The 22,608-nt window shown below is 59.3% G+C and carries 24 protein-coding genes and 4 tRNA genes; 9 read left to right on the top strand and 19 right to left on the bottom strand.

The genetic code is table 11. The features are described from left to right. Positions 1–79 precede the first annotated feature (79 nt). The 7 genes from clpX to CGA21_RS18220 form a co-directional block, all read right to left on the bottom strand. Positions 80–1,363 (bottom strand): ATP-dependent Clp protease ATP-binding subunit ClpX, encoded by a 1,284-nt coding sequence (gene clpX, locus CGA21_RS18250; protein WP_046817996.1) that lies wholly within the window; start codon positions 1,361–1,363, stop codon positions 80–82. A 111-nt stretch (positions 1,364–1,474) separates the two neighbouring features. Continuing rightward, complete coding sequence (gene clpP / locus CGA21_RS18245; RefSeq protein ID WP_008062468.1) at positions 1,475–2,110, bottom strand: ATP-dependent Clp endopeptidase proteolytic subunit ClpP; 636 nt, start codon at positions 2,108–2,110, stop codon at positions 1,475–1,477. Positions 2,111–2,203: 93 nt separating this feature from the next. Further along, positions 2,204–3,514: a trigger factor gene (gene tig / locus CGA21_RS18240; protein WP_020800921.1), complete on the bottom strand. Its 1,311-nt coding sequence runs from the start codon at positions 3,512–3,514 to the stop codon at positions 2,204–2,206. Positions 3,515–3,909: 395 nt separating this feature from the next. Next, positions 3,910–3,985, bottom strand: a tRNA-His gene (locus tag CGA21_RS18235). Positions 3,986–4,063: 78 nt separating this feature from the next. Further along, positions 4,064–4,148, bottom strand: a tRNA-Leu gene (locus CGA21_RS18230). Positions 4,149–4,205: 57 nt separating this feature from the next. Beyond that, positions 4,206–4,281, bottom strand: a tRNA-His gene (locus CGA21_RS18225). Positions 4,282–4,313: 32 nt separating this feature from the next. Beyond that, positions 4,314–4,390: transfer RNA gene (locus CGA21_RS18220), tRNA-Arg, on the bottom strand. A gap of 275 nt (positions 4,391–4,665) precedes the next feature. Between CGA21_RS18220 and folD the strand changes: the two genes are divergently transcribed. Both folD and pbpG read left to right on the top strand, forming a co-directional pair. Beyond that, positions 4,666–5,520: a bifunctional methylenetetrahydrofolate dehydrogenase/methenyltetrahydrofolate cyclohydrolase FolD gene (gene folD / locus CGA21_RS18215; protein WP_020800923.1), complete on the top strand. Its 855-nt coding sequence runs from the start codon at positions 4,666–4,668 to the stop codon at positions 5,518–5,520. Positions 5,521–5,759: 239 nt separating this feature from the next. Further along, positions 5,760–6,701 (top strand): D-alanyl-D-alanine endopeptidase, encoded by a 942-nt coding sequence (gene pbpG, locus CGA21_RS18210; protein ID WP_110749088.1) that lies wholly within the window; start codon positions 5,760–5,762, stop codon positions 6,699–6,701. Between the two features lie 105 nt (positions 6,702–6,806). Here the strand turns inward: pbpG and CGA21_RS18205 are convergent, their stop codons facing one another. The 3 genes from CGA21_RS18205 to CGA21_RS18195 all read right to left on the bottom strand — a co-directional run bounded on the left by CGA21_RS18205 (position 6,807) and on the right by CGA21_RS18195 (position 8,062). Further along, on the bottom strand, positions 6,807–7,022 hold the full coding sequence (locus tag CGA21_RS18205; RefSeq protein ID WP_110749090.1) for a hypothetical protein: 216 nt from the start codon (positions 7,020–7,022) through the stop codon (positions 6,807–6,809). A gap of 17 nt (positions 7,023–7,039) precedes the next feature. Continuing rightward, complete coding sequence (locus CGA21_RS18200; protein WP_020800926.1) at positions 7,040–7,246, bottom strand: DUF6021 family protein; 207 nt, start codon at positions 7,244–7,246, stop codon at positions 7,040–7,042. An 87-nt stretch (positions 7,247–7,333) separates the two neighbouring features. After that, on the bottom strand, positions 7,334–8,062 hold the full coding sequence (locus CGA21_RS18195; protein ID WP_110749396.1) for a peptidase C39 family protein: 729 nt from the start codon (positions 8,060–8,062) through the stop codon (positions 7,334–7,336). 167 nt (positions 8,063–8,229) lie between these two features. Between CGA21_RS18195 and CGA21_RS18190 the strand changes: the two genes are divergently transcribed. Further along, positions 8,230–8,397, top strand: coding sequence for a hypothetical protein (locus CGA21_RS18190; protein ID WP_188264731.1), 168 nt, complete (start codon positions 8,230–8,232; stop codon positions 8,395–8,397). Positions 8,398–8,477: 80 nt separating this feature from the next. Here CGA21_RS18190 and CGA21_RS18185 read toward each other — a convergent pair whose 3' ends face one another. Together CGA21_RS18185 and CGA21_RS18180 are read right to left on the bottom strand one after the other, a co-directional pair. Continuing rightward, positions 8,478–9,227: a TerC family protein gene (locus tag CGA21_RS18185; protein WP_110749094.1), complete on the bottom strand. Its 750-nt coding sequence runs from the start codon at positions 9,225–9,227 to the stop codon at positions 8,478–8,480. Positions 9,228–9,256: 29 nt separating this feature from the next. Then, the gene (locus CGA21_RS18180; RefSeq protein WP_110749096.1) at positions 9,257–9,499 is read right to left on the bottom strand and encodes a hypothetical protein; all 243 of its coding nucleotides are present in this window, start codon (positions 9,497–9,499) and stop codon (positions 9,257–9,259) included. A 240-nt stretch (positions 9,500–9,739) separates the two neighbouring features. Between CGA21_RS18180 and nhaR the strand changes: the two genes are divergently transcribed. Further along, positions 9,740–10,639, top strand: a complete 900-nt coding sequence (nhaR, locus tag CGA21_RS18175; protein ID WP_110749098.1) for a transcriptional activator NhaR — start codon at positions 9,740–9,742, stop codon at positions 10,637–10,639. Positions 10,640–10,643: 4 nt separating this feature from the next. Here the strand turns inward: nhaR and CGA21_RS18170 are convergent, their stop codons facing one another. After that, the gene (locus tag CGA21_RS18170) at positions 10,644–11,798 is read right to left on the bottom strand and encodes an MFS transporter (protein WP_033042886.1); all 1,155 of its coding nucleotides are present in this window, start codon (positions 11,796–11,798) and stop codon (positions 10,644–10,646) included. 324 nt (positions 11,799–12,122) lie between these two features. Between CGA21_RS18170 and sstT the strand changes: the two genes are divergently transcribed. Next, positions 12,123–13,355 carry a serine/threonine transporter SstT gene (sstT, locus tag CGA21_RS18165; protein WP_110749104.1) on the top strand — a complete coding sequence of 411 codons (1,233 nt, stop codon included), beginning with the start codon at positions 12,123–12,125 and terminating at the stop codon, positions 13,353–13,355. Between the two features lie 189 nt (positions 13,356–13,544). On the opposite strand, the gene CGA21_RS18160 is transcribed toward sstT, so the two are convergent. The 3 genes from CGA21_RS18160 to CGA21_RS18150 all read right to left on the bottom strand — a co-directional run bounded on the left by CGA21_RS18160 (position 13,545) and on the right by CGA21_RS18150 (position 16,495). Beyond that, positions 13,545–14,054 (bottom strand): DUF1993 family protein, encoded by a 510-nt coding sequence (locus CGA21_RS18160; protein ID WP_020800435.1) that lies wholly within the window; start codon positions 14,052–14,054, stop codon positions 13,545–13,547. A 78-nt stretch (positions 14,055–14,132) separates the two neighbouring features. Then, positions 14,133–15,326, bottom strand: a complete 1,194-nt coding sequence (locus CGA21_RS18155) for an acyl-CoA dehydrogenase family protein (RefSeq protein WP_188264730.1) — start codon at positions 15,324–15,326, stop codon at positions 14,133–14,135. Beyond that, positions 15,323–16,495, bottom strand: coding sequence for an acyl-CoA dehydrogenase family protein (locus CGA21_RS18150; RefSeq protein ID WP_188264729.1), 1,173 nt, complete (start codon positions 16,493–16,495; stop codon positions 15,323–15,325). Before CGA21_RS18150 ends, CGA21_RS18155 begins: the two co-directional genes overlap by 4 nt. Positions 16,496–16,722: 227 nt before the next feature. Between CGA21_RS18150 and CGA21_RS18145 the strand changes: the two genes are divergently transcribed. Beyond that, complete coding sequence (locus tag CGA21_RS18145) at positions 16,723–17,370, top strand: YceH family protein (RefSeq protein WP_020800432.1); 648 nt, start codon at positions 16,723–16,725, stop codon at positions 17,368–17,370. A gap of 42 nt (positions 17,371–17,412) precedes the next feature. Here CGA21_RS18145 and CGA21_RS18140 read toward each other — a convergent pair whose 3' ends face one another. Beyond that, on the bottom strand, positions 17,413–18,240 hold the full coding sequence (locus CGA21_RS18140) for a shikimate 5-dehydrogenase (protein WP_110749112.1): 828 nt from the start codon (positions 18,238–18,240) through the stop codon (positions 17,413–17,415). Between the two features lie 244 nt (positions 18,241–18,484). On the opposite strand from CGA21_RS18140, the gene CGA21_RS18135 reads away from it, so the two are divergent. The 3 genes from CGA21_RS18135 to CGA21_RS18125 all read left to right on the top strand — a co-directional run bounded on the left by CGA21_RS18135 (position 18,485) and on the right by CGA21_RS18125 (position 19,543). Further along, positions 18,485–18,868: a hypothetical protein gene (locus CGA21_RS18135; RefSeq protein WP_110749113.1), complete on the top strand. Its 384-nt coding sequence runs from the start codon at positions 18,485–18,487 to the stop codon at positions 18,866–18,868. Positions 18,869–19,041: 173 nt separating this feature from the next. After that, positions 19,042–19,236, top strand: coding sequence for a hypothetical protein (locus CGA21_RS18130; RefSeq protein WP_020800429.1), 195 nt, complete (start codon positions 19,042–19,044; stop codon positions 19,234–19,236). 115 nt (positions 19,237–19,351) lie between these two features. Then, positions 19,352–19,543, top strand: coding sequence for a hypothetical protein (locus CGA21_RS18125; RefSeq protein ID WP_032831464.1), 192 nt, complete (start codon positions 19,352–19,354; stop codon positions 19,541–19,543). Here the strand turns inward: CGA21_RS18125 and CGA21_RS18120 are convergent. Further along, positions 19,540–20,598 (bottom strand): AI-2E family transporter, encoded by a 1,059-nt coding sequence (locus CGA21_RS18120; RefSeq protein ID WP_188264728.1) that lies wholly within the window; start codon positions 20,596–20,598, stop codon positions 19,540–19,542. The two genes, CGA21_RS18125 and CGA21_RS18120, sit on opposite strands and share 4 nt — an antisense overlap. 193 nt (positions 20,599–20,791) lie before the next feature. Then, complete coding sequence (oadA, locus tag CGA21_RS18115) at positions 20,792–22,600, bottom strand: sodium-extruding oxaloacetate decarboxylase subunit alpha (RefSeq protein WP_020800427.1); 1,809 nt, start codon at positions 22,598–22,600, stop codon at positions 20,792–20,794. Positions 22,601–22,608: the final 8 nt, after the last annotated feature.

The raw sequence follows: 22,608 nt of genomic DNA, 5'->3' as shown, positions 1-22,608 counted from the left end.
ACAAGCACAAAGACAGTGTTAAAAAGTACTAAAAGCAAAGGGGCCCGAAGGCCCCTTCTTTGTACCGACTGCGCAACGCTTAGGCGTCTGGCGCGGCCTTGGCAGCAGGCTCACTGTTTTCATAGATATACAGTGGCTTGGACTTGCCTTCTATGACGCTTTCATCGATCACCACTTTACTCACCTCGGACTGCGAGGGGATTTCGTACATGGTATCGAGCAACACACCTTCGAGGATCGAACGCAATCCACGGGCACCGGTCTTGCGTTCCAGCGCGCGTTTTGCGACCGATTTCAGTGCGTCGGCCCGGAATTCCAGGTCCACGCCTTCCATCTCGAACAGCTTGGCGTATTGCTTGGTCAGCGCATTTTTCGGCTCGGTGAGGATCTGCATCAACGCAGCCTCATCAAGCTCGTCCAGCGTCGCCAAAACCGGCAGACGACCGACGAATTCCGGGATCAGACCGAACTTGACCAGATCGTCAGGCTCGACTTCACGCAGGGACTCACCGACTTTCTTGCCTTCTTCCTTGCTGCGAACTTCCGCGCCAAAACCGATGCCGCCCTTGGTGGAACGGTTTTGGATGACCTTTTCCAGACCGGAGAATGCGCCACCGCAGATGAACAGGATGTTACGGGTGTCGACCTGAAGGAATTCCTGCTGCGGATGCTTGCGACCACCCTGAGGCGGAACGGAAGCGACCGTGCCTTCGATCAACTTGAGCAGGGCCTGCTGCACGCCTTCGCCGGAAACGTCCCGGGTGATCGACGGGTTGTCAGACTTGCGCGAAATCTTGTCGATTTCATCGATGTAGACAATGCCCATCTGGGCCTTTTCCACGTCGTAATCGCACTTCTGTAGCAGCTTCTGAATGATGTTCTCGACATCTTCACCGACATAACCCGCCTCGGTGAGGGTGGTTGCGTCGGCGATGGTGAACGGAACGTTCAGCAAGCGGGCCAGTGTTTCGGCAAGCAGGGTCTTACCCGAGCCTGTCGGGCCGATCAGCAGGATGTTGCTCTTGCCGAGTTCGACGTCGTCGCTCTTTTTGTCACGCTGGTTCAGGCGTTTGTAGTGGTTGTACACCGCTACGGCCAGAACCTTTTTCGCACGCTCCTGACCAATCACGTATTGATCAAGGATGCCGCTGATTTCTTTAGGCGAAGGCAATTTATGCGCGCTGCTTTCGGCCTGGGCTTCCTGCACCTCCTCACGGATGATGTCATTGCACAGGTCGACGCACTCGTCGCAGATAAAGACCGAGGGGCCGGCAATCAATTTGCGCACTTCATGCTGGCTTTTGCCACAGAAGGAGCAATAGAGCAGCTTGCCGTTGTCCTCGCCGTTGCGGGTGTCAGTCATTCGTTCGATCCAAATCCGATAGGCTTGCAACACAAGATGAAGGCTATTGCGGGCTTTTTCAAGCCCGCCGGTGATCGGACTTGCCGACCAGCCTTATTTTGAGCTGCTTATTTACGCGGGGCGCTGGTTGATCACTTCATCGATCAACCCGTACTCACGCGCGGCTTCTGCACTCATGAAGTTATCGCGGTTGGTATCGCGCTCGATTTCTTCAAGGGTGCGCCCGCTGTGCTTGGCCATCAGCGTGTTGAGACGCTCACGAATGAAAAGAATTTCCTTGGCGTGGATTTCGATGTCCGACGCCTGGCCCTGGAAACCGCCCAGAGGCTGGTGAATCATCACACGCGAGTTCGGCAGGCAGTAACGCTTGCCTTTGGCACCGGCCGTCAGCAGGAACGCACCCATGCTGCACGCTTGGCCGATACAGGTGGTCGACACGTTAGGCTTGATGAACTGCATGGTGTCGTAGATCGACATGCCCGCCGTCACCGAACCACCCGGGGAGTTGATATAGAGATGGATGTCCTTGTCCGGGTTTTCCGCTTCAAGGAACAGCAGTTGCGCACAGATCAGGTTGGCCATGTAGTCCTCTACGGGGCCCACCAGAAAGATCACTCGCTCCTTGAGGAGGCGCGAGTAGATGTCGTAGGCGCGCTCGCCACGAGCGGACTGCTCGACAACCATCGGGACCAGGCCGCCTGCGGCCTGGATATCAGAGTTCTGCTGAATATACGAATTACGGAACATGCTCTGCAGTCACTCCCAAATAGTTATGTCTTGAATACGCATAAGCCAGCTCGAGAGCTGGCTTATGGTGTGTGCTTCTTAGCGCAAAAATGATCAGTCGGCTTGTGGAGCTTCTACCGGCTTGACCGCTTCTTCGTAAGAGACCGATTTGTCGGTCACGCTAGCTTTCTGCAGAACAGTATCCACAACTTGCTCTTCCAGCACAACCGAACGAACTTCGTTCAGTTGCTGGTCGTTCTTGTAGTACCAGGACACAACTTGCTCAGGCTCCTGATAAGCCGAAGCCATTTCCTGAATCATCTCGCGAACGCGGGCTTCGTCAGGCTTCAGGTCGAATTGCTTGACCACTTCAGCCACGATCAGGCCCAGGACAACACGGCGCTTGGCTTGCTCTTCGAACAGCTCGGCCGGCAGTTGGTCAGGCTTGATGTTGCCGCCGAACTGCTGAACAGCCTGCACGCGCAGACGGTCAACTTCGTTGGACAGCAGAGCCTTTGGCACTTCGATCGGGTTGGTGGCCAGCAGACCGTCCATAACCTGATTCTTGACCTTGGATTTGATCGCCTGACGCAGTTCGCGCTCCATGTTCTTGCGAACTTCGGCGCGGAAGCCTTCCAGACCGGTTTCCTTGATGCCGAACTGCGCGAAGAACTCTTCGTTCAGCTCAGGCAGTTTTGGCTCGGAAACGGTGTTGACGGTCACGGTGAACTCGGCGGTTTTGCCAGCCAGGTCCAGATTCTGATAGTCCTCTGGGAAAGTCAGGTTCAGGACGCGCACTTCACCGGCTTTAGCGCCAACCAGGCCGTCTTCGAAGCCTGGGATCATGCGGCCGGAACCCAGCACCAGCTGGGTGCCCTTGGCGGAACCGCCAGCGAATACTTCACCGTCGACCTTGCCTTCGAAATCGATGTTCAGCTGGTCTTCGTTCTGGGCAGCGCGATCGGCCACTTCGAAACGGGTGTTCTGCTTGCGCAGGATGTCCAGCATCTTGTCCAGATCGGCATCAGCCACGTCAGCGCTCAGGCGCTCTACGGTGATACCTTCGAAACCGGCAACGGTGAACTCAGGGAACACTTCGAATACAGCGACGTATTCCAGGTCCTTGCCTGCTTCCAGGGATTTAGGCTCGATCGAAGGCGAACCAGCCGGGTTCAGCTTCTGCTCAACCACAGCTTCGTAGAAGGAAGACTGGATGACGTCGCCTACCGCTTCCTGGCGAGCTTCAGCGCCAAAACGACGCTTGATTTCGCTCATTGGCACTTTGCCTGGACGGAAGCCAGCAATCTTGGCCTTTTGGGCAGTCTGCTGCAGACGCTTGTTGACCTGAGTCTCGATGCGCTCAGCCGGCACGGTGATGCTCATGCGGCGCTCAAGAGCAGAAGTATTTTCAACAGAAACTTGCATGGATATTCCTCGTTGCACAGACGTTAGCCGGCCGTTTCCGACCCCAGAATCAAGGGCATGCATTCTAGTGGGTCAAACTCAAGAAGTCACCCTACTGAAAACGGGTAAAAACGCAGCAGGCAATTTATAGGTGCGAATGCACGAGTGCACCTCGCCCCGGTGGCAAATACAGCCATTCACGCCAAGGCTCTGCGCCAACCCTTCCTTATATGGAGGAGGTTGCCAAGCATCTCCCTGACAGCCGATCTTGCGAACAAGGCCGGCGGGCAGCACGGCATCATCGGGAAACATAAAAACGACGAAACGCCCTGCCCTTGCGACCCGGAACCGGCGGTCGCTGAAACCGCTGAAACAAAAAAGGCGCCAGACTATTAATCTGGCGCCTTTTCGAAATATGGGGTGGACGATGGGGATCGAACCCACGACAACGGGAGTCACAATCCCGTGCTCTACCAACTGAGCTACGCCCACCATATTGCGTGCCAAAGAAGCCAAATCACTTCTTTGTTGAACCTCGACCAAGCCAGGCGGCATGGACGAAGTCTTGTTTGGTGCGGATGAAGAGACTCGAACTCTTACGCCTCGCGGCGCTGGAACCTAAATCCAGTGTGTCTACCAATTCCACCACATCCGCGAGATGAAGCCTTTAAAGCAAAGGCGCCAGACTGTTAATCTGGCGCCCTTCGAAATATGGGGTGGACGATGGGGATCGAACCCACGACAACGGGAGTCACAATCCCGTGCTCTACCAACTGAGCTACGCCCACCATATCGCGTTACTTGTGCCAAAGCTGCCTAATGGCGCACCCGGCAGGACTCGAACCTGCGACCATCCGCTTAGAAGGCGGATGCTCTATCCAGCTGAGCTACGGGCGCCTTGTTAATCTGTACTCTTGGAGGACTACAAACTAAGTGCTTTTCAGTCTTGCAGAACCGTAATCCCGCTCAACCTTCTCAACCAGTGCTAGGCTGTGCCCGACAAGTGCGACGAATAGTATAGAGCCCCCTGCAGGTCGTCAAATCCTTTTTGAAAAAAATTCATTTAATTAAAGGGGTTAGCGGAATTTGCAGACCAAGCGCCTTTGCCCTCACCGCATGACATGCGAGAATACGCTCTCTTTTTTTCCCCTCTCGATGGTTAATCACGCGCAATGACTGCACAACTTATCGACGGCAAATCGATCGCCGCCAGCCTGCGCCAGCAGATCGCCCAACGCGTCAACGAGCGTCGCCAGCAAGGCCTGCGCACGCCCGGCCTCGCGGTGATCCTGGTCGGCAGCGATCCTGCCTCTCAGGTTTATGTCTCGCACAAGCGTAAAGACTGTGAAGAGGTCGGCTTCCTGTCCCAGGCCTATGACCTGCCTTCCGACACCACTCAGCAAGCGCTGGCCGACCTGATCGATCGCCTCAATGACGATCCGGCGATTGATGGCGTCCTGCTTCAACTTCCTCTCCCCGAACACCTGGACGCCTCCAAATTGCTGGAGCGCATTCGTCCGGATAAAGACGTCGATGGCTTCCATCCTTATAACGTCGGTCGCCTTGCCCAACGGATCCCGTTGCTGCGCCCATGCACGCCAAAAGGCATCATGACCTTGCTGGAAAGCACCGGTGCCAATCTGTACGGGATGAACGCGGTAGTGGTCGGCGCTTCCAATATCGTCGGACGCCCGATGGCGATGGAATTGCTGCTGGCCGGTTGCACCGTGACAGTGACCCACCGCTTCACCAATGACCTGGCCGATCATGTCGGCCGCGCCGACCTGGTGGTCGTCGCCGCTGGCAAGCCAGGCCTGGTAAAAGGTGAGTGGATCAAGGAAGGCGCGATCGTGATCGACGTCGGCATCAACCGCCAGGAAGACGGCAAGCTGGTGGGTGACGTGATCTATGAAACCGCCCTGCCCCGCGCCGGGTGGATCACTCCCGTGCCAGGTGGCGTCGGCCCAATGACTCGCGCCTGCCTTCTGGAAAACACGCTGTACGCCGCAGAAACCCTGCACAGCTGAGGCTTAAGGCAAAAGGTCACCCGCGACACAAGGAACCCCGCCCATGGCGGGGTTCTTTTTGCCCGCGAAACCGGATCGACCATCCGCCGGAAAGTGACTTTTTTTTCATGTTTACAGGGTCTTTCACCCCGTCCTCGAACAACCATCGACAGTTATTCAGCCATACTCCAGAATGTCGCGCTTTTTAAGAAATAGCCCGTTACAAAACGGCTTATCAACACATCATTGAGTCTGCCAGCGTGAAAATCCGTCTTTCCATCCTGAGCCTATTTTTTGCAGTTACAGGGACTTTCATCACGCCAATCGCCACCGCGGGCGACACTACCACCGCAGCGCCTCGAGACACCGCACAACTCAAACTCGCTTCCGGCAGCTCCTTGTTGCTGGACATGCAGACCAACAAAATCATCTATGCCAGCAATCCGGACGTGGTGGTACCGATTGCTTCCGTCAGTAAACTGATGACGGGGCTGGTCGTGGTTGAATCGCGGCAGAACATGGACGAATTCATTGACGTCAACATCAGCGACACACCGGAAATGAAAGGCGTGTTTTCCCGGGTCAAGCTGCGCAGCGAACTGCCACGCCGGGAAATGCTGCTGATTGCCCTGATGTCCTCGGAAAACCGCGCCGCCGCGACCCTGGCGCATCACTATCCGGGCGGATATGCCGCGTTCATTGCCGCGATGAATGCCAAGGCCCGGGCCCTGGGCATGACCAACACCCATTTCGTGGAGCCGACCGGCCTCTCCCCGCGCAACGTTTCGACCGCGCGCGACTTGAGTAAACTGTTGATCGCCGCGCACAAATACCCGCTGCTAACAGAGCTGAGCACCACCAAGGAAAAAACCGTCACCTTCCGCAAACCCATTTATAGCCTGGGTTTTCGCAACACCGACCATTTGGTGCGCAAGCCGGACTGGGATATCCAGCTGACCAAGACCGGTTTTACCAATGAAGCAGGTCACTGCCTGGTGCTGGTGACCCGGATGAGCAATCGTCCGGTTGCGCTGGTGCTCCTGGACGCCTACGGCAAGTACACACACTTTGCCGACGCCGCCCGCATCCGCAATTGGGTCGAAACCGGCAAGAGCGCCGCCGTGGCTTCTGCGGCCTTGCAGTACAAATCGGACAAGAACCTCAAGCAGCGCCAGAGTGGTGTTGTTGAGGCTTCGAAGTAAGCAGGCAGTGGGCGATTGATCACATATGATCGTTCCCTCGCAGAGCGTGGGAACGATCATATCTCCAGGCTTACAACCCGCCGAAATTGGACCACCTCCCCGCAATCAATCATTAGGCAGCGGCATCTGGTCATCATCAGGAATACCGTCACCCTTGCTGGGGTCGTGCCAGCCTTGTGGATGTTCGGTCGGCACCACCGTCGGCCGCGCCAGCGGATCGCGCAACGGACTGTTCGGGTCCATCACCGGATCCATGTCCTTCTCGGGCGTAGTCGGTACGGTTTCCGGACGTTCGTCGTTGAAGCTCGAATCGGTAGACATACGCACCTCCAATAGGATTAGGGTTTGAGATTACCCAATGGATCGTAGGGTTTGGCCGGAGCCTTTGAGTTGTCACCCGGCTTCACATCCCTCGGGGCCTTGGCTGGCCCGATTGGGTCGACCGCCGGATCGGCAAGGTCCGGGGAGTCGGGATCGAACCCCAACTCATCGCCAGACGAATGCTCGGATGAGTGAGGGCCGTCGGGGGTATTGGAATGGGCCATGACACCTCCTGATAGCCCGGGAAAATCCGGGCCTTTAAGATAAGAGGTTGGCAACGGCCGCAGGTGCCCGGCGAGTGACGAACGGGCTTACTGCGCCACCAGCGCTTTTTTCGCCTTGGCGGCAGCCTGTTCCTGGCCCGCTTGGGCAAGATCGTTGGCCGCCTTGAGCCAGCGTTGCTGATCAACCTGAGCGGGCAGCTGGGTCGGATTCTGAATCAACACGGCCCATCCGCCGGCGTCCTTGAACGCCGATTCGAACGAACCAAAACCCATCATCAGCCGCTGTTCCATGCCTGCACGCAGCAAGACGGTCTGCTTCTGACGGTTGTATCCACTCAAAATCGCGTAGCGCGGTTCGGCCCAGAGCGCCGAGCCTTCAGTGAAGCGCACCATCACCGGGTAACCGGCCGCGACCTGGGTCAGCAAGGCGGGCAGATTGCTGTCGAGGGGATAAACCATCATCCCGTACTCGCGGGCGAGGTTCTGCATGCTCTGTTGCAATTGCGCCTCGCCACCCGGCAGATGCAAGGGTTTGTCGAGCAAGCCCGGGGTGATCACGATGCCCTGTTGCGACAGCATACTCGCCAGCACCTGTGGCCCGCTTTGATTCGCTACGCCCTTATAGAATCGCCCGCTGAGTTCGACGCGCTCCGGCAGACGCTGGATCTGCGGCGAAACGCTCCCGGCGCATCCCGCCAGACTGGCAACACAGCCCACAATCAGTGCTGCCGATAGCAATCGAGAAATTACTCGCACCATCATCACTCTCTCATTCAGATGCCAGGCAATCCAATTCCCGGCTTGGCCGTCGATAATAGGGCTCCTCACCACAGCGGTATAGCCTTAACCGGCAGTTGAGGGCATCCGATAGAGCAAACTGGTTGGTGGCCGCCGACCTTTGGTCAATAGCCTGAAACACGCCAGCGACTAGACTGTCACTTGCACAGCGCGTGTGCCCGCCGCAGGGCAAAGAGGAGGCCTCGATGAGCCTGGCAATGACAATCGTAATGTTGATTTCTGGCTGGCTGGCCGTAGCCGCAGCCATGTTATGGGGCGTTCTGCGCATTACCCGCCGGCACCATCACCCTGTCCAGCCGAAACCTCTGGAAAAAACCGACAAAGCCAGCGCATCACACGCCACTGTCCACTGAGCGAAAGCCTTGCTCAGCCAAAAAACCGGTTCAAAAAAAGGCCGCCTGGAGTCCAGGCGGCCTTTTCATTTCAGCGAGGGTCAAGCCTCAGCGGTAACCCGCTTCTGCCGAGCCCGGCGGGACATCATGTTCAGCACCTCGATCGCTGCCGAGAACGCCATCGCCGCATAAACGTAGCCCTTCGGTACGTGGGCGCCGAAACCTTCGGCGATCAGCGTCATGCCGATCATGATCAGGAAGCCCAGTGCCAGCATGACAACTGTCGGGTTGTCATTGATGAACTTGGCCAACGGATCAGCCGCCAGCAACATCACCAGCACCGACACCACCACGGCAATGATCATGATCGGCAAATGCTCGGTCATGCCGACAGCGGTAATGATGCTGTCGATGGAGAACACCATGTCCAGCATCAGGATCTGACCGATCGCCGCGGCAAAGCCCAGGGTCACGGTCGAGGTCGCCGACTTCGGATCTTCCGGCGCCGGGTCCATGCTGTGATGGATCTCGGTGGTGGCTTTCCACAACAGGAACAAGCCGCCAGCGATCAGGATCATGTCCTTCCAGGAGAATGCGTGGCCGAAGATCTCAATGACCGGCGCGGTCAGCTGGACGATGAATGCAATGGTACTCAGCAAGCCCAGTCGCAGGATCAACGCCATGCCGATACCGATGCGCCGCGCCTTCTGCCGATGCTGCTCGGGCAGTTTGTTGGTCAGGATCGAGATGAAGATCAGGTTATCGATGCCGAGCACGATTTCCATCACCACCAGGGTGGCCAGGGCGACCCAGGCAGTGGGGCTGGCGGCTAACTGTAAAAGGTATTCCATGGCTCAGTCCTGCTTCGCTGTAAGACGGTTTAGATTTCCTGGGAGGACGATGCGGATTTTTCCGCCTCTTTTTCCGACGACTCTTTTTTGCTGATCAACCCACCGGTGGCATCGCTGAGCGCTTGCTCGGCGGCCTTGTGGGTGTCGTCGATTGCCTGTTTCGCGCTTTCGGCAGCCTTGCCCATCAACTGCTGGGCGCTTTTTTCTGCCTGGTCGCAACCGGCCAGCACCAGCAAGGAGGTGATCAACAAGGCCGTAGCTTTGAGTTTCATGGTGTTTTTTCCTCGATATAACGAACGCAGCCGAAACGATGGCCCGTTGATAGCGAGGGATTCTAGGCAATTGAATACTTCAGTAAAATTCGTATTTTTAGCGGTTATACTTCGGTTCTAACGAACTAAATAAAAATCACCCTGTAGGAGCTGCCGCAGGCTGCGATCTTTTGATCTTGATCTTAAAAACAAGATCAAAAGATCGCAGCCTGCGGCAGCTCCTACAAAGGAACGCAGCGCATGCTCAACTATCGACAATTGCATTACTTCTGGGTGGTGGCCAAGACGGGCAGCATCGTGCGCGCTTGCGAGCAACTGAACCTGACGCCACAAACCATCAGTGGGCAGATCTCGCTGCTCGAACAAACCTATGGCATTGAATTGTTCCGCCGGGTGGGTCGGCAGCTTGAGTTGACGGAGGCAGGCCGGCAAACCTTGCCTTACGCCGAGCAAATGTTTCAGTTGGGGGGCGAACTGGAATTGATGCTGCGCGCGCAGCCCAACGAGCAGCAGATCCTGTTTCGCGTGGGCGTGGCCGACGTGGTGCCCAAATCCATCGTCTATCGACTGATCGCGCCAACCATGGAGTTGAGTGAGCCACTGCGCATCACCTGCCGCGAAGACAAGCTTGAACGGCTGTTAGCCGACCTGGCCATCCAGCGCCTGGACCTGGTGATCTCCGACAGCCCGATGCCCTCACACCTGGACATCAAGGGCTACAGCCAGAAACTCGGCGAATGCGGGATCAGTTTCTTCGCCACTGCCGAATTGGCGGCGCGCTATGGCCAGGACTTCCCCCGTAGCCTGCACGGCGCGCCCCTGCTGATTCCCGGGCCGGAAACCGTGGTGCGCAGCCGCTTGCAACGCTGGTTCGCCGAGCAGCAGATCCAGCCGCAGATCGTCGGCGAGTTCGACGACAGTGCCTTGATGCAGGCGTTCGGCCAATCCGGCAGCGGAATCTTCATCGGCCCGAGCGTGATCGCCGACGAAGTACAGCGCCAGTACGGCGTGCAAGTGATTGGCCAGACCGACGCGGTCAGCGAGTCGTTCTACGCCATTTCAGTGGAGCGCAAGGTCAAGCACCCTGGCATTGTCGCCATTACCGAAGGTGCCCGACGCGAGTTGTTTACCGAACTGTAAAGCCTCAGGCGCAGACTTCCCGGGGCTTGAACGTCATCAGGGCGATGGCCAGCAGGATTGAGGCGAGGATAAAAGCCGCCGCCGCGAAGCCAAGGCCTTGCAGCCCTACGCTGTCGATCACCCGCCCGCCGATCATCGCGCCCAGGCCAATACCCAGGTTGGCGCCAGCAATGTTCAGCGAGGCGGCGAACGCCGGCGCTTCAGGCGCGGCCTTCATCAGGCGCACGTGACTGACCAGGAACATCGCCGCCTGGGCCACGCCCCAAACGCCCATCGCCGCGGCCAGACCAAAGGGCGAATGAATGTTCGGCACCAATGCCACCAGGCCGGCAATCATGAACGCACAGAACATCATCGACGCCATCAGCGGGTGACGATCCACCGCACGACCGCCCAGCGAGTTGCCGATCAACCCGACCGCGCCGAAACCCATCAGGCACCAGCCAACCACGGTGCCGTTGAACCCGGCCAAGCGCTCAAGGATATCGGCCAGATAGGTATAGGCCGTGAACATGCCGCTGAACACAATCACCGACAGCAACACATGACCCAGCATCAGCGGGCTGCGCAGGATCTTCAATTGCGACAGCAAGCTCACCTGATGCTGGTGCAGGTTGGTTTTCGGCAAGTAGATAAACAGCAGCAGTGCCTTGGCAAAGGCGATGACCGCCAGAATGGCGAAAGCACTGCGCCAGCCGAACGCATCGGAAATCAACGTGCCCACGGGAATGCCGAACACCGTGGCACAGACAATGCCGAAGCCGATCTTGGCGATGGCGCGGCCGGCGTAATCGGGACCGACGATGTCCACCGCGGTCTCACTGGCCAGCGCCCAGAACACCGGCAACCCCAGCGCCGGAATCAACCGGGCAAGCGCCATGACCCAGATGTTCGGCGCCAGTGCGGCCAGGGTGTTGGCCAGGCCAAACATGATCAACACCGAGATAAACAGCTTGCGCCGCTCGAAGCGGGCGAAGTATGCCGTGAGGAACGGTCCGAATGCGGCGACAGTGAAGGCGAACAGGGTGACCAGCAAACCAGCTTGCGGGATGCTGACATCCAGGTCCCGGGCAATGGCCGGTAACAGGCCGACGATAACGAATTCCGTGGTCAGCACCGTGAAGCCGGCAGCAGACAACAGAAGAATGGGCAACAGCATGCAAAACTCCAGAAAACGACGACACCAGCGATAGCCCGAAGGCCCACTGGCAGACATGAAAATGAGGATGGCGAATATTAACAGAGTGATAACGCACGCGGTTGCACGAACCTGCAAATCGCGTCGCTTAGTCGAGCGGCAGTTCGTCACAGGCCTGAAGGATTCTTCCTACGCTGTGATAAAGTCCGCGCCCTGCAAAACGTACACCCAGCGTTCATCGACCTTTCATGACGTCGATGGCGCGACCCTCTTCGGTTTCCTGCCTGAAGCTGCTCTACAGCAGCGGTGAAACCTTGCACTTATAAAAATCCGAGATGCCGTTTTATGACTGCTTCAGCCCCTTCTATATTGCAACCCTTGAAACGCCTGAGCCTGGTCACGCAAATCGTGATCGGCCTGATCGCCGGTATCGCCCTGGCCTCGTTCGCGCCTGAAGCGGCGAAATCCACGGCGTTCATCGGCAAAGTCTTCGTCAGCGCGCTCAAAGCGGTCGCGCCGATTCTGGTGTTCGTATTGGTCATGGCATCGATCGCCAACCATAAGCACGGCCAGGAAACCCATATCCGGCCGATTCTGTTCTTGTATCTGCTGGGGACTTTCGCTGCCGCCGTGGTCGCGGTGGTTGCCAGCATGATGTTCCCGTCCAGCCTGGTGCTGTCGACCCATGACGTTGCAGTGACCGCGCCGGGCGGGATTGGTGAAGTGCTGCAAAGCTTGCTGCTGAGCGTGGTCGACAATCCGGTCAGCGCCTTGATGAACGCCAACTTCATCGGCATCCTGGCGTGGGCCATCGGCATGGGCATCGCCATTCGCCATGCGGGCGACACCACCCGTGAAGTGCTTGGGGACCTGTCCAATGGTGTGACCGTGATCGTGCGCCTGGTGATCTGCTTCGCGCCGCTGGGGATCTTCGGCCTGGTGGCCTCGACCCTGGCCACCTCCGGTTTCGGCGCCTTGATCGGCTATGCGCACCTGCTGGCCGTGTTGCTGGGCTGCATGCTGTTCGTGGCGCTGGTGATGAACCCGCTCATCGTGTTCTGGAAACTGCGCCGCAACCCGTATCCGCTGGTGCTGACCTGCCTGCGCGAAAGCGGCATAACCGCGTTCTTCACCCGCAGCTCGGCGGCGAACATTCCGGTCAACCTGGAACTGAGCAAGCGCCTGGGCTTGCACGAAGACACCTATTCGGTGTCGATCCCGCTCGGCGCCACCATCAACATGGCCGGCGCGGCGATCACCATCACCGTGCTGACCCTGGCGGCCGTGCACACCCTGGGCATCGCCGTGGACATCCCGACCGCCATCCTGCTGAGCGTTGTTGCGGCAATCTGCGCCTGTGGCGCCTCGGGCGTGGCCGGTGGTTCGTTGCTACTGATCCCGCTGGCGTGCAGTCTGTTTGGCATCCCGAGCGAAATTGCCATGCAGGTGGTGGCGGTCGGCTTCATCATTGGCGTGCTGCAGGACTCGGCCGAGACTGCGCTGAACTCGTCCACTGATGTGCTGTTCACCGCGGCTGCTTGCCTGGGCGAAGAACAGAAAGCCCAAAGATTGGCGTAACGCTGCAGATTCTGTGGGAGCGGGCTTGCTCGCGAAGGGGCCGTCAGCTTCAACATAAACGTTGCCTGACACACCGCCTTCGCGAGCAAGCCCGCTCCCCAGGTCCGGTGGTGAGCATGAAAAATGATCGCCCACGAAAAAGCCCGCCCAGGCGCAAACCTGGGCGGGCTTTTTTTGCAGCTGGACGGTTTAGAACGCGCCCATGTAGTCGCGCTTGCCCACTTCCACACCGTTATGACGCAGCAGCGCGTAGGCGGTGGTGACGTGGAAGAAGAACTGCGGCAGGCCGTAGGTCAGCAGGTAAGCCTGGCCGGAGAAACGCTTCTCTTTCGGCGTGCCTGGACGGGTCACGATCTCGATGCCTTCCTTGCCGTTGATCTGCTCGGGCGTGAACTCGCCGATGTAGGCCAGGACCTTGGCGATCAGTGCTTGCAGTTCGGCGAAGGTGGTTTCGCTGTCGTCGTACTTCGGCAGTTCGACTTCAGCCAGACGGGAAGTCACGCCTTTGGCGAAATCAACGGCGATCTGCACCTGACGCACCAGTGGGAACATGTCCGGGTACAGGCGCGCTTGCAGGAAAGCGTTCGGGTCGATGTTTTTCGCAGTGGCGTGGGCCTCGGCTTTTTTCAGCACGTCGCTCAGGGCGTTGAGCATTTGCTGGAAAACAGGAACGGAGGCGTCGTACAGGGAAATGGTCATGGCAGTCTCGTGTGATGACAGGAGGAAAACGTCGGCCGATTATAGCCGTGCGCGGTCCTCCCGAGATCGCTCTTTTTGTTACTTGCCCGCACGCGCCTCCCTGGGCATGCCCAAGGCGCGCTCGGCAATGATGTTGCGCTGGATCTCGTTGCTGCCGCCATAGAGGGTGTCGGCGCGGCTGAACAGGTACAGGGACTGCAGCCGAGTCAGTTGATAAGGCGCGGCCTCGAGCAGTTCCGCCTCGGCGCCCAGTACGTCCATCGCCAGCTTGCCGAGGCTGGCATGCCAGGTCGACCAGAACAGCTTGTAGATGGTCGCCTCCTTGCGCAGAGAACCGTCCTGGCTACCCGAGAGCATGCGCAGCGAGTTGTAGCGCATGATGCGCAACCCGCTCCAGGCCTCGGCCAGGCGTTGGCGCAGGATCGGATCGCGGGCAGCCCCGTTGCGCTTGGCGATGGCGATGATTTCGTTGAGTTCGTTCTGGAACTGCATCTGTTGGCCGAGGGTCGACACGCCACGCTCGAACCCCAGCAACGCCATGGCGATTTTCCAGCCGTCGCCCGGCGCGCCGATAATATTGGCGGCGTCGGTGCGGGCGTCATCGAAGAACACTTCGTTGAACTCCGAGGTGCCGGTCAGTTGCTCGATCGGTCGCACGGTGATTGAAGTCTGGGCCATCGGGACCAGCAAGAAAGACAAACCGCGATGGCCGACGCTGCCCGGTTCAGTGCGAGCAATCACAAAGCACCAATCCGATTCATGGGCCAGGGAGGTCCAGACTTTCTGCCCGTTGATCACCCAACTGCCGGTCGCTTCGTCCAGGGTTGCGCGGGTCTTGACGTTGGCCAGATCGGAGCCGGCTCCAGGCTCGGAATAGCCCTGGCACCAGAAGCTCGTGCCGTTGACGATCCCTGGCAGAAAACGCTGTTGCTGCTCGACCGTGCCGAACGCGGCGATAGTCGGCCCGGCCAGGCCTTCGCCGATATGCCCCATGCGCCCTGGGCCGCCAGCGCGAGCGTACTCTTCGTGAAAAATCACCTGGCGGGTGATCGACAGCCCACGCCCGCCATGCTCCGGCGCCCAGCCAACGCATGTCCAGCCGCCCTCGGCCAGTTTGCGCTCCCAGGCTTTGCGCTCCTGGGGAAACATGTGCTCATCGCCCGGGCCGCCGCGAAAGCGCAGGGACTCGAATTCACCGCAGAGGTTGACGCTCATCCAGTCGGCGACTTCCTGGCGAAAGCACTCGTCTTGCTCGCTGAAACTGATTTTCATGGTTGCTCTCCAAGAATTACCGCGGCGATCCGCTCGCGATGCCAGGCCGGCAGCCCGAGGAAGCTCTCGCTGGCGCGGGCGCGCTTGAAGTAGAGGTGTGGGTCATATTCCCAAGTGAAACCGACGCCGCCATGCAGCTGGATCGACTCGGACGCGCAGTGGAAAAAGGTTTCCGAGCACTGCGCCTTGGCCAGCGCTGCGGCCAGCGGCAGTTCGCCCGCCACGTCGGCATCGCCCCGGGGATCAAGGGCTTCCTGAGCGACGCACGCCGCGTAGTAGCAGGCCGAACGTGCGCATTCGACTTGCAGCATCATGTCGGCGGCACGGTGCTTGAGCGCCTGGAAACTGGCGATGGGGCGACCGAACTGCTGGCGTTCCTGCATGTAGGCCACACTGAGGTCGAGCACCTGCTGCGCGCCGCCGGTCTGTTCGGCAGCCAGGCCGATGCAGGCCAGTTGCAGGACCTGCTCCAGGTGCGTCCAGCCGTTGCCGAATGTACCCAGCAGGCAGTCGGCTTCGAGGTACAGGCCCTTGAGCTCGATGCGAGCCTGGCGCCGGGTCTGGTCCATGGTCGGCAGCATTTGCCGCTCGATGCCCGCTCGCGCGCCGTCAACGGCGAACAGACTGATGCCCGCCGCGCCGGTCGATCCGGGTTGCCGTGCGGCAATGATCAAGAGGTCGGCACCATGGCCATCCAGTACATGCTTGAGCGTGCCGTCGAGGACAAAACCGTCGCCCTCAGCCACCGCCGTGGCCTGGACGTCGCCAGCCGACCAACCATTGGCACTGCTGAACGCCAGGGTCGCGGTCAGGCTGCCGTCAGCAATCGAAGGCAACCAACGCTGCTTCTGTTGATCATTGGCAGCCAGCAATAACGCAGGTGTGGCCATGCAAGCCGTGGCGAAAAACGGCGAGCACAACAATCGCCGCCCCATCTGCTCCAGCAGGATTGCCAGCTCGACAAAGCCCAGCCCGAGGCCGCCATAGGCTTCGGGAATATGGATCGCCGGCCAACACATTTCCTGGCATAACCGCTGCCAGAGGACCTCGTCGAAACCCCGTTCGCTGACCATTGCCGCTCGCACGGCGGCCGAATCCGAGACATCGGCGAGCAAGCCCTCGGCCGATGCGCGGATCATTTCCTGTTCGTCGCTGAATGCAAACTCCATCGCGGCGCCTTCTGCTCGTCTGGTGGGGCACGCGTGGCGCAACACCCCTTTGAACATGAAGTCTGCCGCTGTGCGGACGCGGTGAAATCGTCAGCCTTGCCTAGTCCGAACGAGCGATGCCGTGGACAATGAAGCGCTGCACGCAGGCAAGGCTCGACTAACCTCCATCAACGAGGTCTTATAAGCCGAGAAAATCCAGACCAACCCTTAGCGAGGTTCCAGACACTGTGAGTACTGAGCAAGAAACGACTTTCGACGAACCACGCCTGAACAGTACGGAAATCCGCATTCTGGGTTCCCTGATCGAAAAACAGGCCACCAGCCCGGAAACCTACCCGCTGACCCTCAATGCCCTGGTGATTGCCTGCAATCAGAAAACCAGCCGCGAGCCGGTGATGAACCTCACCCAGGGCCAGGTCGGCCAGAGCCTGCGCGCCCTCGAAGGACGCGGCTTCGCCCGACTGGTGATGGGCAGCCGTGCCGATCGCTGGGAGCACAAGGTGGACAAGGCACTGGAACTGGTGCCAGCGCAGGTGATCCTGACCGGGCTGATGTTTCTGAGGGGGCCGCAGACGGTCAACGAACTGCTGACCCGCAGCGGGCGCATGCATGATTTCGAGGATGCCGAGCAGGTCGTGCATCAGCTGGAACGCCTGATCGCCCGTGGCCTGGCAGTGCTGATCCCGCGTCAGGCCGGACAGCGCGAAGATCGTTATACCCATGCACTGGGCGATCCGGCAGATATCGAAGCGATCCTCGCGGCCCGCCAAAACGCGCCGGAGCGTGGTGCTGGCGGCGCTGTGTCGGTGGAGCGGATCGAGGAGCTCGAAGCACGAATTGCCGCGCTGGAAGAGCGCTTGGCACGCCTCGAATAAAGGGGCGAGCCTTTGCGGGCGGCAATTGCGGCTGCCCGTCAATCAATAGGCAAGGCTGCTGCGGGCAAACTCCACGGCTTTTTGAAACTGCTCGTCGGTCGGGCGCACACCGGTATAAAGCACGAATTGCTCCAGTGCCTGGATCGCAATCACTTCGAGCCCGGTGATGACATGTTTGCCCTCGGTACGAGCGCGCACGATCAGCGGAGTTTCCGCAGGGACCGCGACGACATCGAAGACGATATCCGCAGCCGCAATGGCATGGACATCGAACGCCAACTGCTCGGCATGTGGGCCGGTCATGCCGATGGGCGTGACGTTGATGAGCATTTGCGGACGTTGTTCACCGAGCTCGGCTTGCCACGGGTAACCCAGCGACTGGGCCAATGCCTGGCCCGCGCGCTCATTACGCGCCACGATCAAGCCGTTGCGGTAACCGCCATCGCGCAAGGCGCTGGCCACTGCCTTGGCCATGCCGCCACTGCCAAGCAACGCAAACGTGGTGTCCTTGGATACCTGGTGGGTCTGCAGCAACTGGGCAATGGCGATGTAGTCGGTGTTGAAGGCCTTGAGATGGCCGTCGGTATTGACGATGGTATTGATCGACTGGATGGCTGCGGCAGAAGGGTCCAGTTCATCGACCAGGGCTATGCAGGCTTCCTTGAACGGCATCGATACACCGCAACCGCGAATTCCCAGGGCGCGAATGCCGCCAACGGCGCCCGGCAGATCCTGACTGGAAAACGCCTTGTAGTAGAAATTCAGCCCCAACTGCTCATACAGGTGATTGTGAAATCGCAGGCCAAAGTTCCCAGGGCGTCCGGAGAGGGACATGCACAGCTGGGTGTCTCTGTTGGGGTTCATCTGCATATGAATCTCCTTGTGCTGCACTTTCGGATGGACGGGATTAGCCTGCCCATCGGGTTCTGATCAATCATATTTGCGTGCACTGGCGGACGCCGCGTGACCGTAAGGATGACGACACAGACCTTACACAAAATTTACCCGGCGGCTGTGCTGATTTTTAAAAAAAAGCTGTCTTAGAAGTATCCCCGCGACATTCCTTGAGTCTATTGCTGACACAAGCGCCGGGGCGAAGCACCGAGGAATCATCATGATCCGTAGAATCCCCACAGTGGCTTTGCTGATCGGCGCCTTCGCGGTCGCAGGCCAGGCAGAGGCCCATGGCGGTGGCGGTTGGGAAGGTCCGGCGGTATTTGGCGCGATCGTCGGCTCTGCCATCGTTGGCTCGGCAATCATCAACAGCAACCGGCCTGTGTACGTGACGCCGCAACCGGTCTACGCCCAGCCGGTTTATGCGCAACCGCAGCCGGTTTACATGGCGCCGCCCCCACCGGTCTACTACCAACCCGCACCGGTGTATGTGGGGCAACCGATCTACTACCGCCCGGCACCGGTCTACTACGGCCCACCCCGTGGTTACTACGGCCCACCTCGCGGCTACTACGGTCCGCCCCACGGTTACGGCCGCTGGTAATCCCGCGCGCGCAATCCGCCGTTCGTCGCCACAGGTCTGGAAAGATCCTGTCGGCGTCGTTCTCGGGACAGTGTCGACCGGTGAAGTCGGCAAGATTGACTCGCCCTTCCCTTTTGCGCCAGCAACAGCAATAACGGCGCCTGCAACGGGTCAATAACAACAAGGACGAGCTCATGCCCACGCAAAACCCGCACCGCATCAATGGCCTGTGCACTTGCAGCAAGGTCTACAACGCCCTGACGGAACTCAAGCAGCTCGAAGGTCATCGCAGCGCCAAGTTCCTTTCGCTGCTGACGCAGAACCTGGTGAGAAAGGGGCTGCTCAGCGAGCAGGAAGTGGTTCATATGCTCGACCAGGTGGTCGTCTGAGCGTCAGCCGGTGATCTGACCTCACTGGCATCAATGACCACTATTGAAAACGTTGATTTTCCCTCGACGCATGCGGACCGTAAGGTGACTCCACAGATTGATGGAGGTCCCTATGATGTCTCAGATTCAGATCATGTCCGTTATCGGCAGCGCCGTTCCCGCACCGCTCAGAGCGCTTGGGTTGCTCGCCTGCTGGTACCTGGTCCAGGACGGCGAACAAATCAGCGGCCCGCTGACCTCACTACCGGACGCCCAGGCGTTGTCCCTGCAAATCGGCACGGGACAGCCAGGCAAGCTCAGTGCCTAAGGCAACTGAACCCGCGGTTTGGTCTCGATGAAAATGGCCCAGCTCGACATGAACAGGGCCGCGATCAACGGACCGATGACAAACCCGTTGAGCCCGAACAACGCCAGGCCGCCCAGGGTCGAGATCAGGATCATGTAGTCCGGCATCTTCGTGTCCTTGCCCACCAGGATCGGGCGCAGCACATTATCCACCAGGCCGATCACGAACACCCCGAACAACCCCAGCACCACGCCTTGCCAGACTGCGCCGGTCAACAGGAAAAACGCCGCCACCGGCGCCCAGACAATCCCTGCCCCGACCGCCGGCAACAAGGACAGAAGCGCCATCAACACCGCCCAGACCAACGCGCTCGGAATGTCGAGAAACCAGAAAATCATTCCGCCCAATGCACCCTGGGTAATCGCTACCAACAGGTTGCCCTTCACCGTGGCTCGCACCACGCGATTGAACTTGAGCTGCAAACGGCGTTTCTGGTGTTCCTCCAGTGGCACGGCCATGCGTACCTTGCGCGCGAGTTCAGCGCCGTCGCGCAGGAAGAAAAACAACAGGTAGAGCATGATGAAAAAGCTGACGATGAACTCGAATGTACCCTGGCCAAGACTGAACACCCGATTTGTCACCTCGCCGCCTGCCATCGCGCTCTTGACGATTTTCTCCCGTAGCCCGTTCAACTCACCCACGCCGAACCGATCGAGCAAATGCTGGAAATACGGCGGCAGGTGATGCTTGAACTGCGTTACATACGCGGCAATGTCCAGCTCACCGCTCTCGATACTCTTGTACAGCGCGGTGCCTTCCTGAACCAGCAGGAAGCTGATGATGATCACCGGCAGGATCGCACTCACCAGGCAGATGCTTAACGTACAAAACGAAGTCAGGTTGCGCTCCCAGCCGAACTTCAGCTGCAGCCGGCGCTGCATGGGCGCAAAGACAATCCCCAGGATCACCGCCCAGAACACCGCACCGTAGAAAGGCAGCAGGATCCAGATGAACGCGATGCTCACCAACACCAGCAAAACCGCCAGCGATTTATCTTTTAGCGTCTCTTCGTTCATATCCGATCCTGGCCAGTCACCGGACGCAACGTTGCGCCCTGATGCTTAGGCCATCACAGCTCGCGCGAGTGCCGTAGGTTGTTCAAAAACATTGGAGGAAGGTGCCCAAGGGACCAATGGTAAATGTCCGGGCAAAAAAAAAGGGGAGCACATGCCCCCCCGAGGTTTAAAGCGTTGTATCGCGGCCGTTAACTCAGCCTTCGATCTCGATCAGGATCTCGCCCGGATTCACCCGGTCGCCCTTGGCCACGTGAATGGCGGTGACTTTGCCGGCGATGGCGGCCTGGACTTCGGTTTCCATCTTCATCGCTTCGGTGATCAGCACAGCCTGGCCCGCCTTGACGCTGTCGCCTTCCTTGACCAGCACATCGACGATGTTGCCCGGCATGGTGGTGCTGACGTGGCCTGGTGCGCTGGCCTGCTTGCGCTTGCTGCTGCCGCCGCCGACGAATTCGTTGAGCGGCTCGAACACCACTTCTTCCGGCATGCCGTCGATGGACAGGTAGAAGTGACGCTTGCCTTCAGCCTTGACGCCCACACCGGTGATGTCGACGCGGTAGGTTTCGCCGTGGACGTCGATGACGAACTCGGTCGGCACGCCTTCGCCGCCAGCCGAAGCGACGCCACCGGCTTCCGGAATCGGCAACAGCACTTCCGGGGTCAGGGTGCCCGCTGCACGCTCTTCGAGGAACTTGCGCCCGATGTCCGGGAACATGGCGTAGGTCAGCACGTCTTCTTCAGACTTGGCCAGGGCACCGATGTCGGCACGCAGCTTGGCCATTTCCGGCTTGAGCAGGTCGGCTGGGCGCACGTCGATCACTTCTTCGCTGCCGATAGCCTGGCGACGCAGTTGCTCGTTCACCGGGGCCGGCGCCTTGCCGTAGCCACCTTGCAGGTACAGCTTCACTTCGTTGGTGATGGTCTTGTAGCGCTCGCCGGCCAGCACGTTGAAAAACGCCTGGGTGCCGACGATTTGCGAAGTCGGGGTCACCAGTGGCGGGAAGCCGAGGTCTTCGCGAACCCGCGGGATCTCTGCCAGCACTTCGCTCATGCGGTTCAGGGCGCCCTGCTCTTTCAACTGGTTGGCCAGGTTGGAAATCATCCCGCCCGGCACCTGGTTGACTTGAACACGGGTGTCGACCGCGGTGAATTCGCTTTCGAACTGGTGGTACTTCTTGCGCACGGCGTAGAAGTACAGGCCGATTTCCTGGATCAGCTCGAGATTCAGGCCAGTGTCGTACTCGGTGCCTTTGAGGGCCGCGACCATCGACTCGGTGCCTGGGTGGCTGGTACCGGAGGCAAAGCTGGAGATTGCGGTGTCGATGTGGTCGGCGCCGTTTTCAATCGCCTTGAGCTGGCACATGGTTGCCAGGCCGGCGGTGTCGTGCGAGTGAATGAACACTGGCAGCGATTGCTCGGCCTTCAACGCCCTGACCAGTTCACCGGTGGCGTAGGGGGTCAGCAAACCAGCCATGTCCTTGATCGCCACCGAGTCGCAACCCATGGCTTCCATCTGCTTGGCCTGTGCCACGAACGCGTCGATGGTGTGCACCGGACTGGTGGTGTAGGCGATGGTGCCCTGGGCGTGCTTGCCGGCGGCTTTCACCGCTTCGATGGCGGTACGCAGGTTACGCACGTCGTTCATGGCGTCGAAGATGCGGAACACGTCGATGCCATTGACCGCTGCCTTGGCGACGAAAGCCCTGACCACGTCGTCGCTGTAGTGGCGATAGCCCAGCAGGTTCTGGCCGCGCAGGAGCATTTGCAGGCGAGTGTTAGGCAGCGCGGCGCGCAGTTGGCGCAGACGCTCCCACGGGTCTTCCTTGAGGAAGCGTACGCAGGCGTCGAACGTTGCGCCGCCCCAGCATTCCAGCGACCAATAGCCGACCTTGTCGAGCTTGTCGCAGATCGGCAGCATGTCTTCAGTGCGCATGCGGGTCGCGAGCAGCGATTGGTGGGCGTCGCGCAGGATGGTGTCGGTTACGAAAATCTTCTTGGACATTGTTCTAT

This window comes from Pseudomonas sp. PSB11 (assembly GCF_014596605.1).
Taxonomy (GTDB): Bacteria; Pseudomonadota; Gammaproteobacteria; order Pseudomonadales; family Pseudomonadaceae; genus Aquipseudomonas; species Aquipseudomonas umsongensis.
This window is presented reverse-complemented; position numbering and strand designations above follow the sequence as displayed.

Excerpts from the sequence above, each read along its gene's own strand:
- clpX (WP_046817996.1), bottom strand. The coding sequence starts at position 1,363 with ATGACTGACACCCGCAACGGCGAGGACAACGGCAAGCTGCTCTATTGC.
- clpP (WP_008062468.1), bottom strand. The coding sequence starts at position 2,110 with ATGTTCCGTAATTCGTATATTCAGCAGAACTCTGATATCCAGGCCGCA.
- tig (WP_020800921.1), bottom strand. The coding sequence starts at position 3,514 with ATGCAAGTTTCTGTTGAAAATACTTCTGCTCTTGAGCGCCGCATGAGC.
- folD (WP_020800923.1), top strand. The coding sequence starts at position 4,666 with ATGACTGCACAACTTATCGACGGCAAATCGATCGCCGCCAGCCTGCGC.
- CGA21_RS18205 (WP_110749090.1), bottom strand. The coding sequence starts at position 7,022 with ATGTCTACCGATTCGAGCTTCAACGACGAACGTCCGGAAACCGTACCG.
- CGA21_RS18200 (WP_020800926.1), bottom strand. The coding sequence starts at position 7,246 with ATGGCCCATTCCAATACCCCCGACGGCCCTCACTCATCCGAGCATTCG.
- CGA21_RS18190 (WP_188264731.1), top strand. The coding sequence starts at position 8,230 with ATGAGCCTGGCAATGACAATCGTAATGTTGATTTCTGGCTGGCTGGCC.
- CGA21_RS18185 (WP_110749094.1), bottom strand. The coding sequence starts at position 9,227 with ATGGAATACCTTTTACAGTTAGCCGCCAGCCCCACTGCCTGGGTCGCC.
- CGA21_RS18180 (WP_110749096.1), bottom strand. The coding sequence starts at position 9,499 with ATGAAACTCAAAGCTACGGCCTTGTTGATCACCTCCTTGCTGGTGCTG.
- nhaR (WP_110749098.1), top strand. The coding sequence starts at position 9,740 with ATGCTCAACTATCGACAATTGCATTACTTCTGGGTGGTGGCCAAGACG.
- CGA21_RS18170 (WP_033042886.1), bottom strand. The coding sequence starts at position 11,798 with ATGCTGTTGCCCATTCTTCTGTTGTCTGCTGCCGGCTTCACGGTGCTG.
- sstT (WP_110749104.1), top strand. The coding sequence starts at position 12,123 with ATGACTGCTTCAGCCCCTTCTATATTGCAACCCTTGAAACGCCTGAGC.
- CGA21_RS18160 (WP_020800435.1), bottom strand. The coding sequence starts at position 14,054 with ATGACCATTTCCCTGTACGACGCCTCCGTTCCTGTTTTCCAGCAAATG.
- CGA21_RS18155 (WP_188264730.1), bottom strand. The coding sequence starts at position 15,326 with ATGAAAATCAGTTTCAGCGAGCAAGACGAGTGCTTTCGCCAGGAAGTC.
- CGA21_RS18150 (WP_188264729.1), bottom strand. The coding sequence starts at position 16,495 with ATGGAGTTTGCATTCAGCGACGAACAGGAAATGATCCGCGCATCGGCC.
- CGA21_RS18140 (WP_110749112.1), bottom strand. The coding sequence starts at position 18,240 with ATGCAGATGAACCCCAACAGAGACACCCAGCTGTGCATGTCCCTCTCC.
- CGA21_RS18135 (WP_110749113.1), top strand. The coding sequence starts at position 18,485 with ATGATCCGTAGAATCCCCACAGTGGCTTTGCTGATCGGCGCCTTCGCG.
- CGA21_RS18130 (WP_020800429.1), top strand. The coding sequence starts at position 19,042 with ATGCCCACGCAAAACCCGCACCGCATCAATGGCCTGTGCACTTGCAGC.
- CGA21_RS18125 (WP_032831464.1), top strand. The coding sequence starts at position 19,352 with ATGTCTCAGATTCAGATCATGTCCGTTATCGGCAGCGCCGTTCCCGCA.
- CGA21_RS18120 (WP_188264728.1), bottom strand. The coding sequence starts at position 20,598 with ATGAACGAAGAGACGCTAAAAGATAAATCGCTGGCGGTTTTGCTGGTG.
- oadA (WP_020800427.1), bottom strand. The coding sequence starts at position 22,600 with ATGTCCAAGAAGATTTTCGTAACCGACACCATCCTGCGCGACGCCCAC.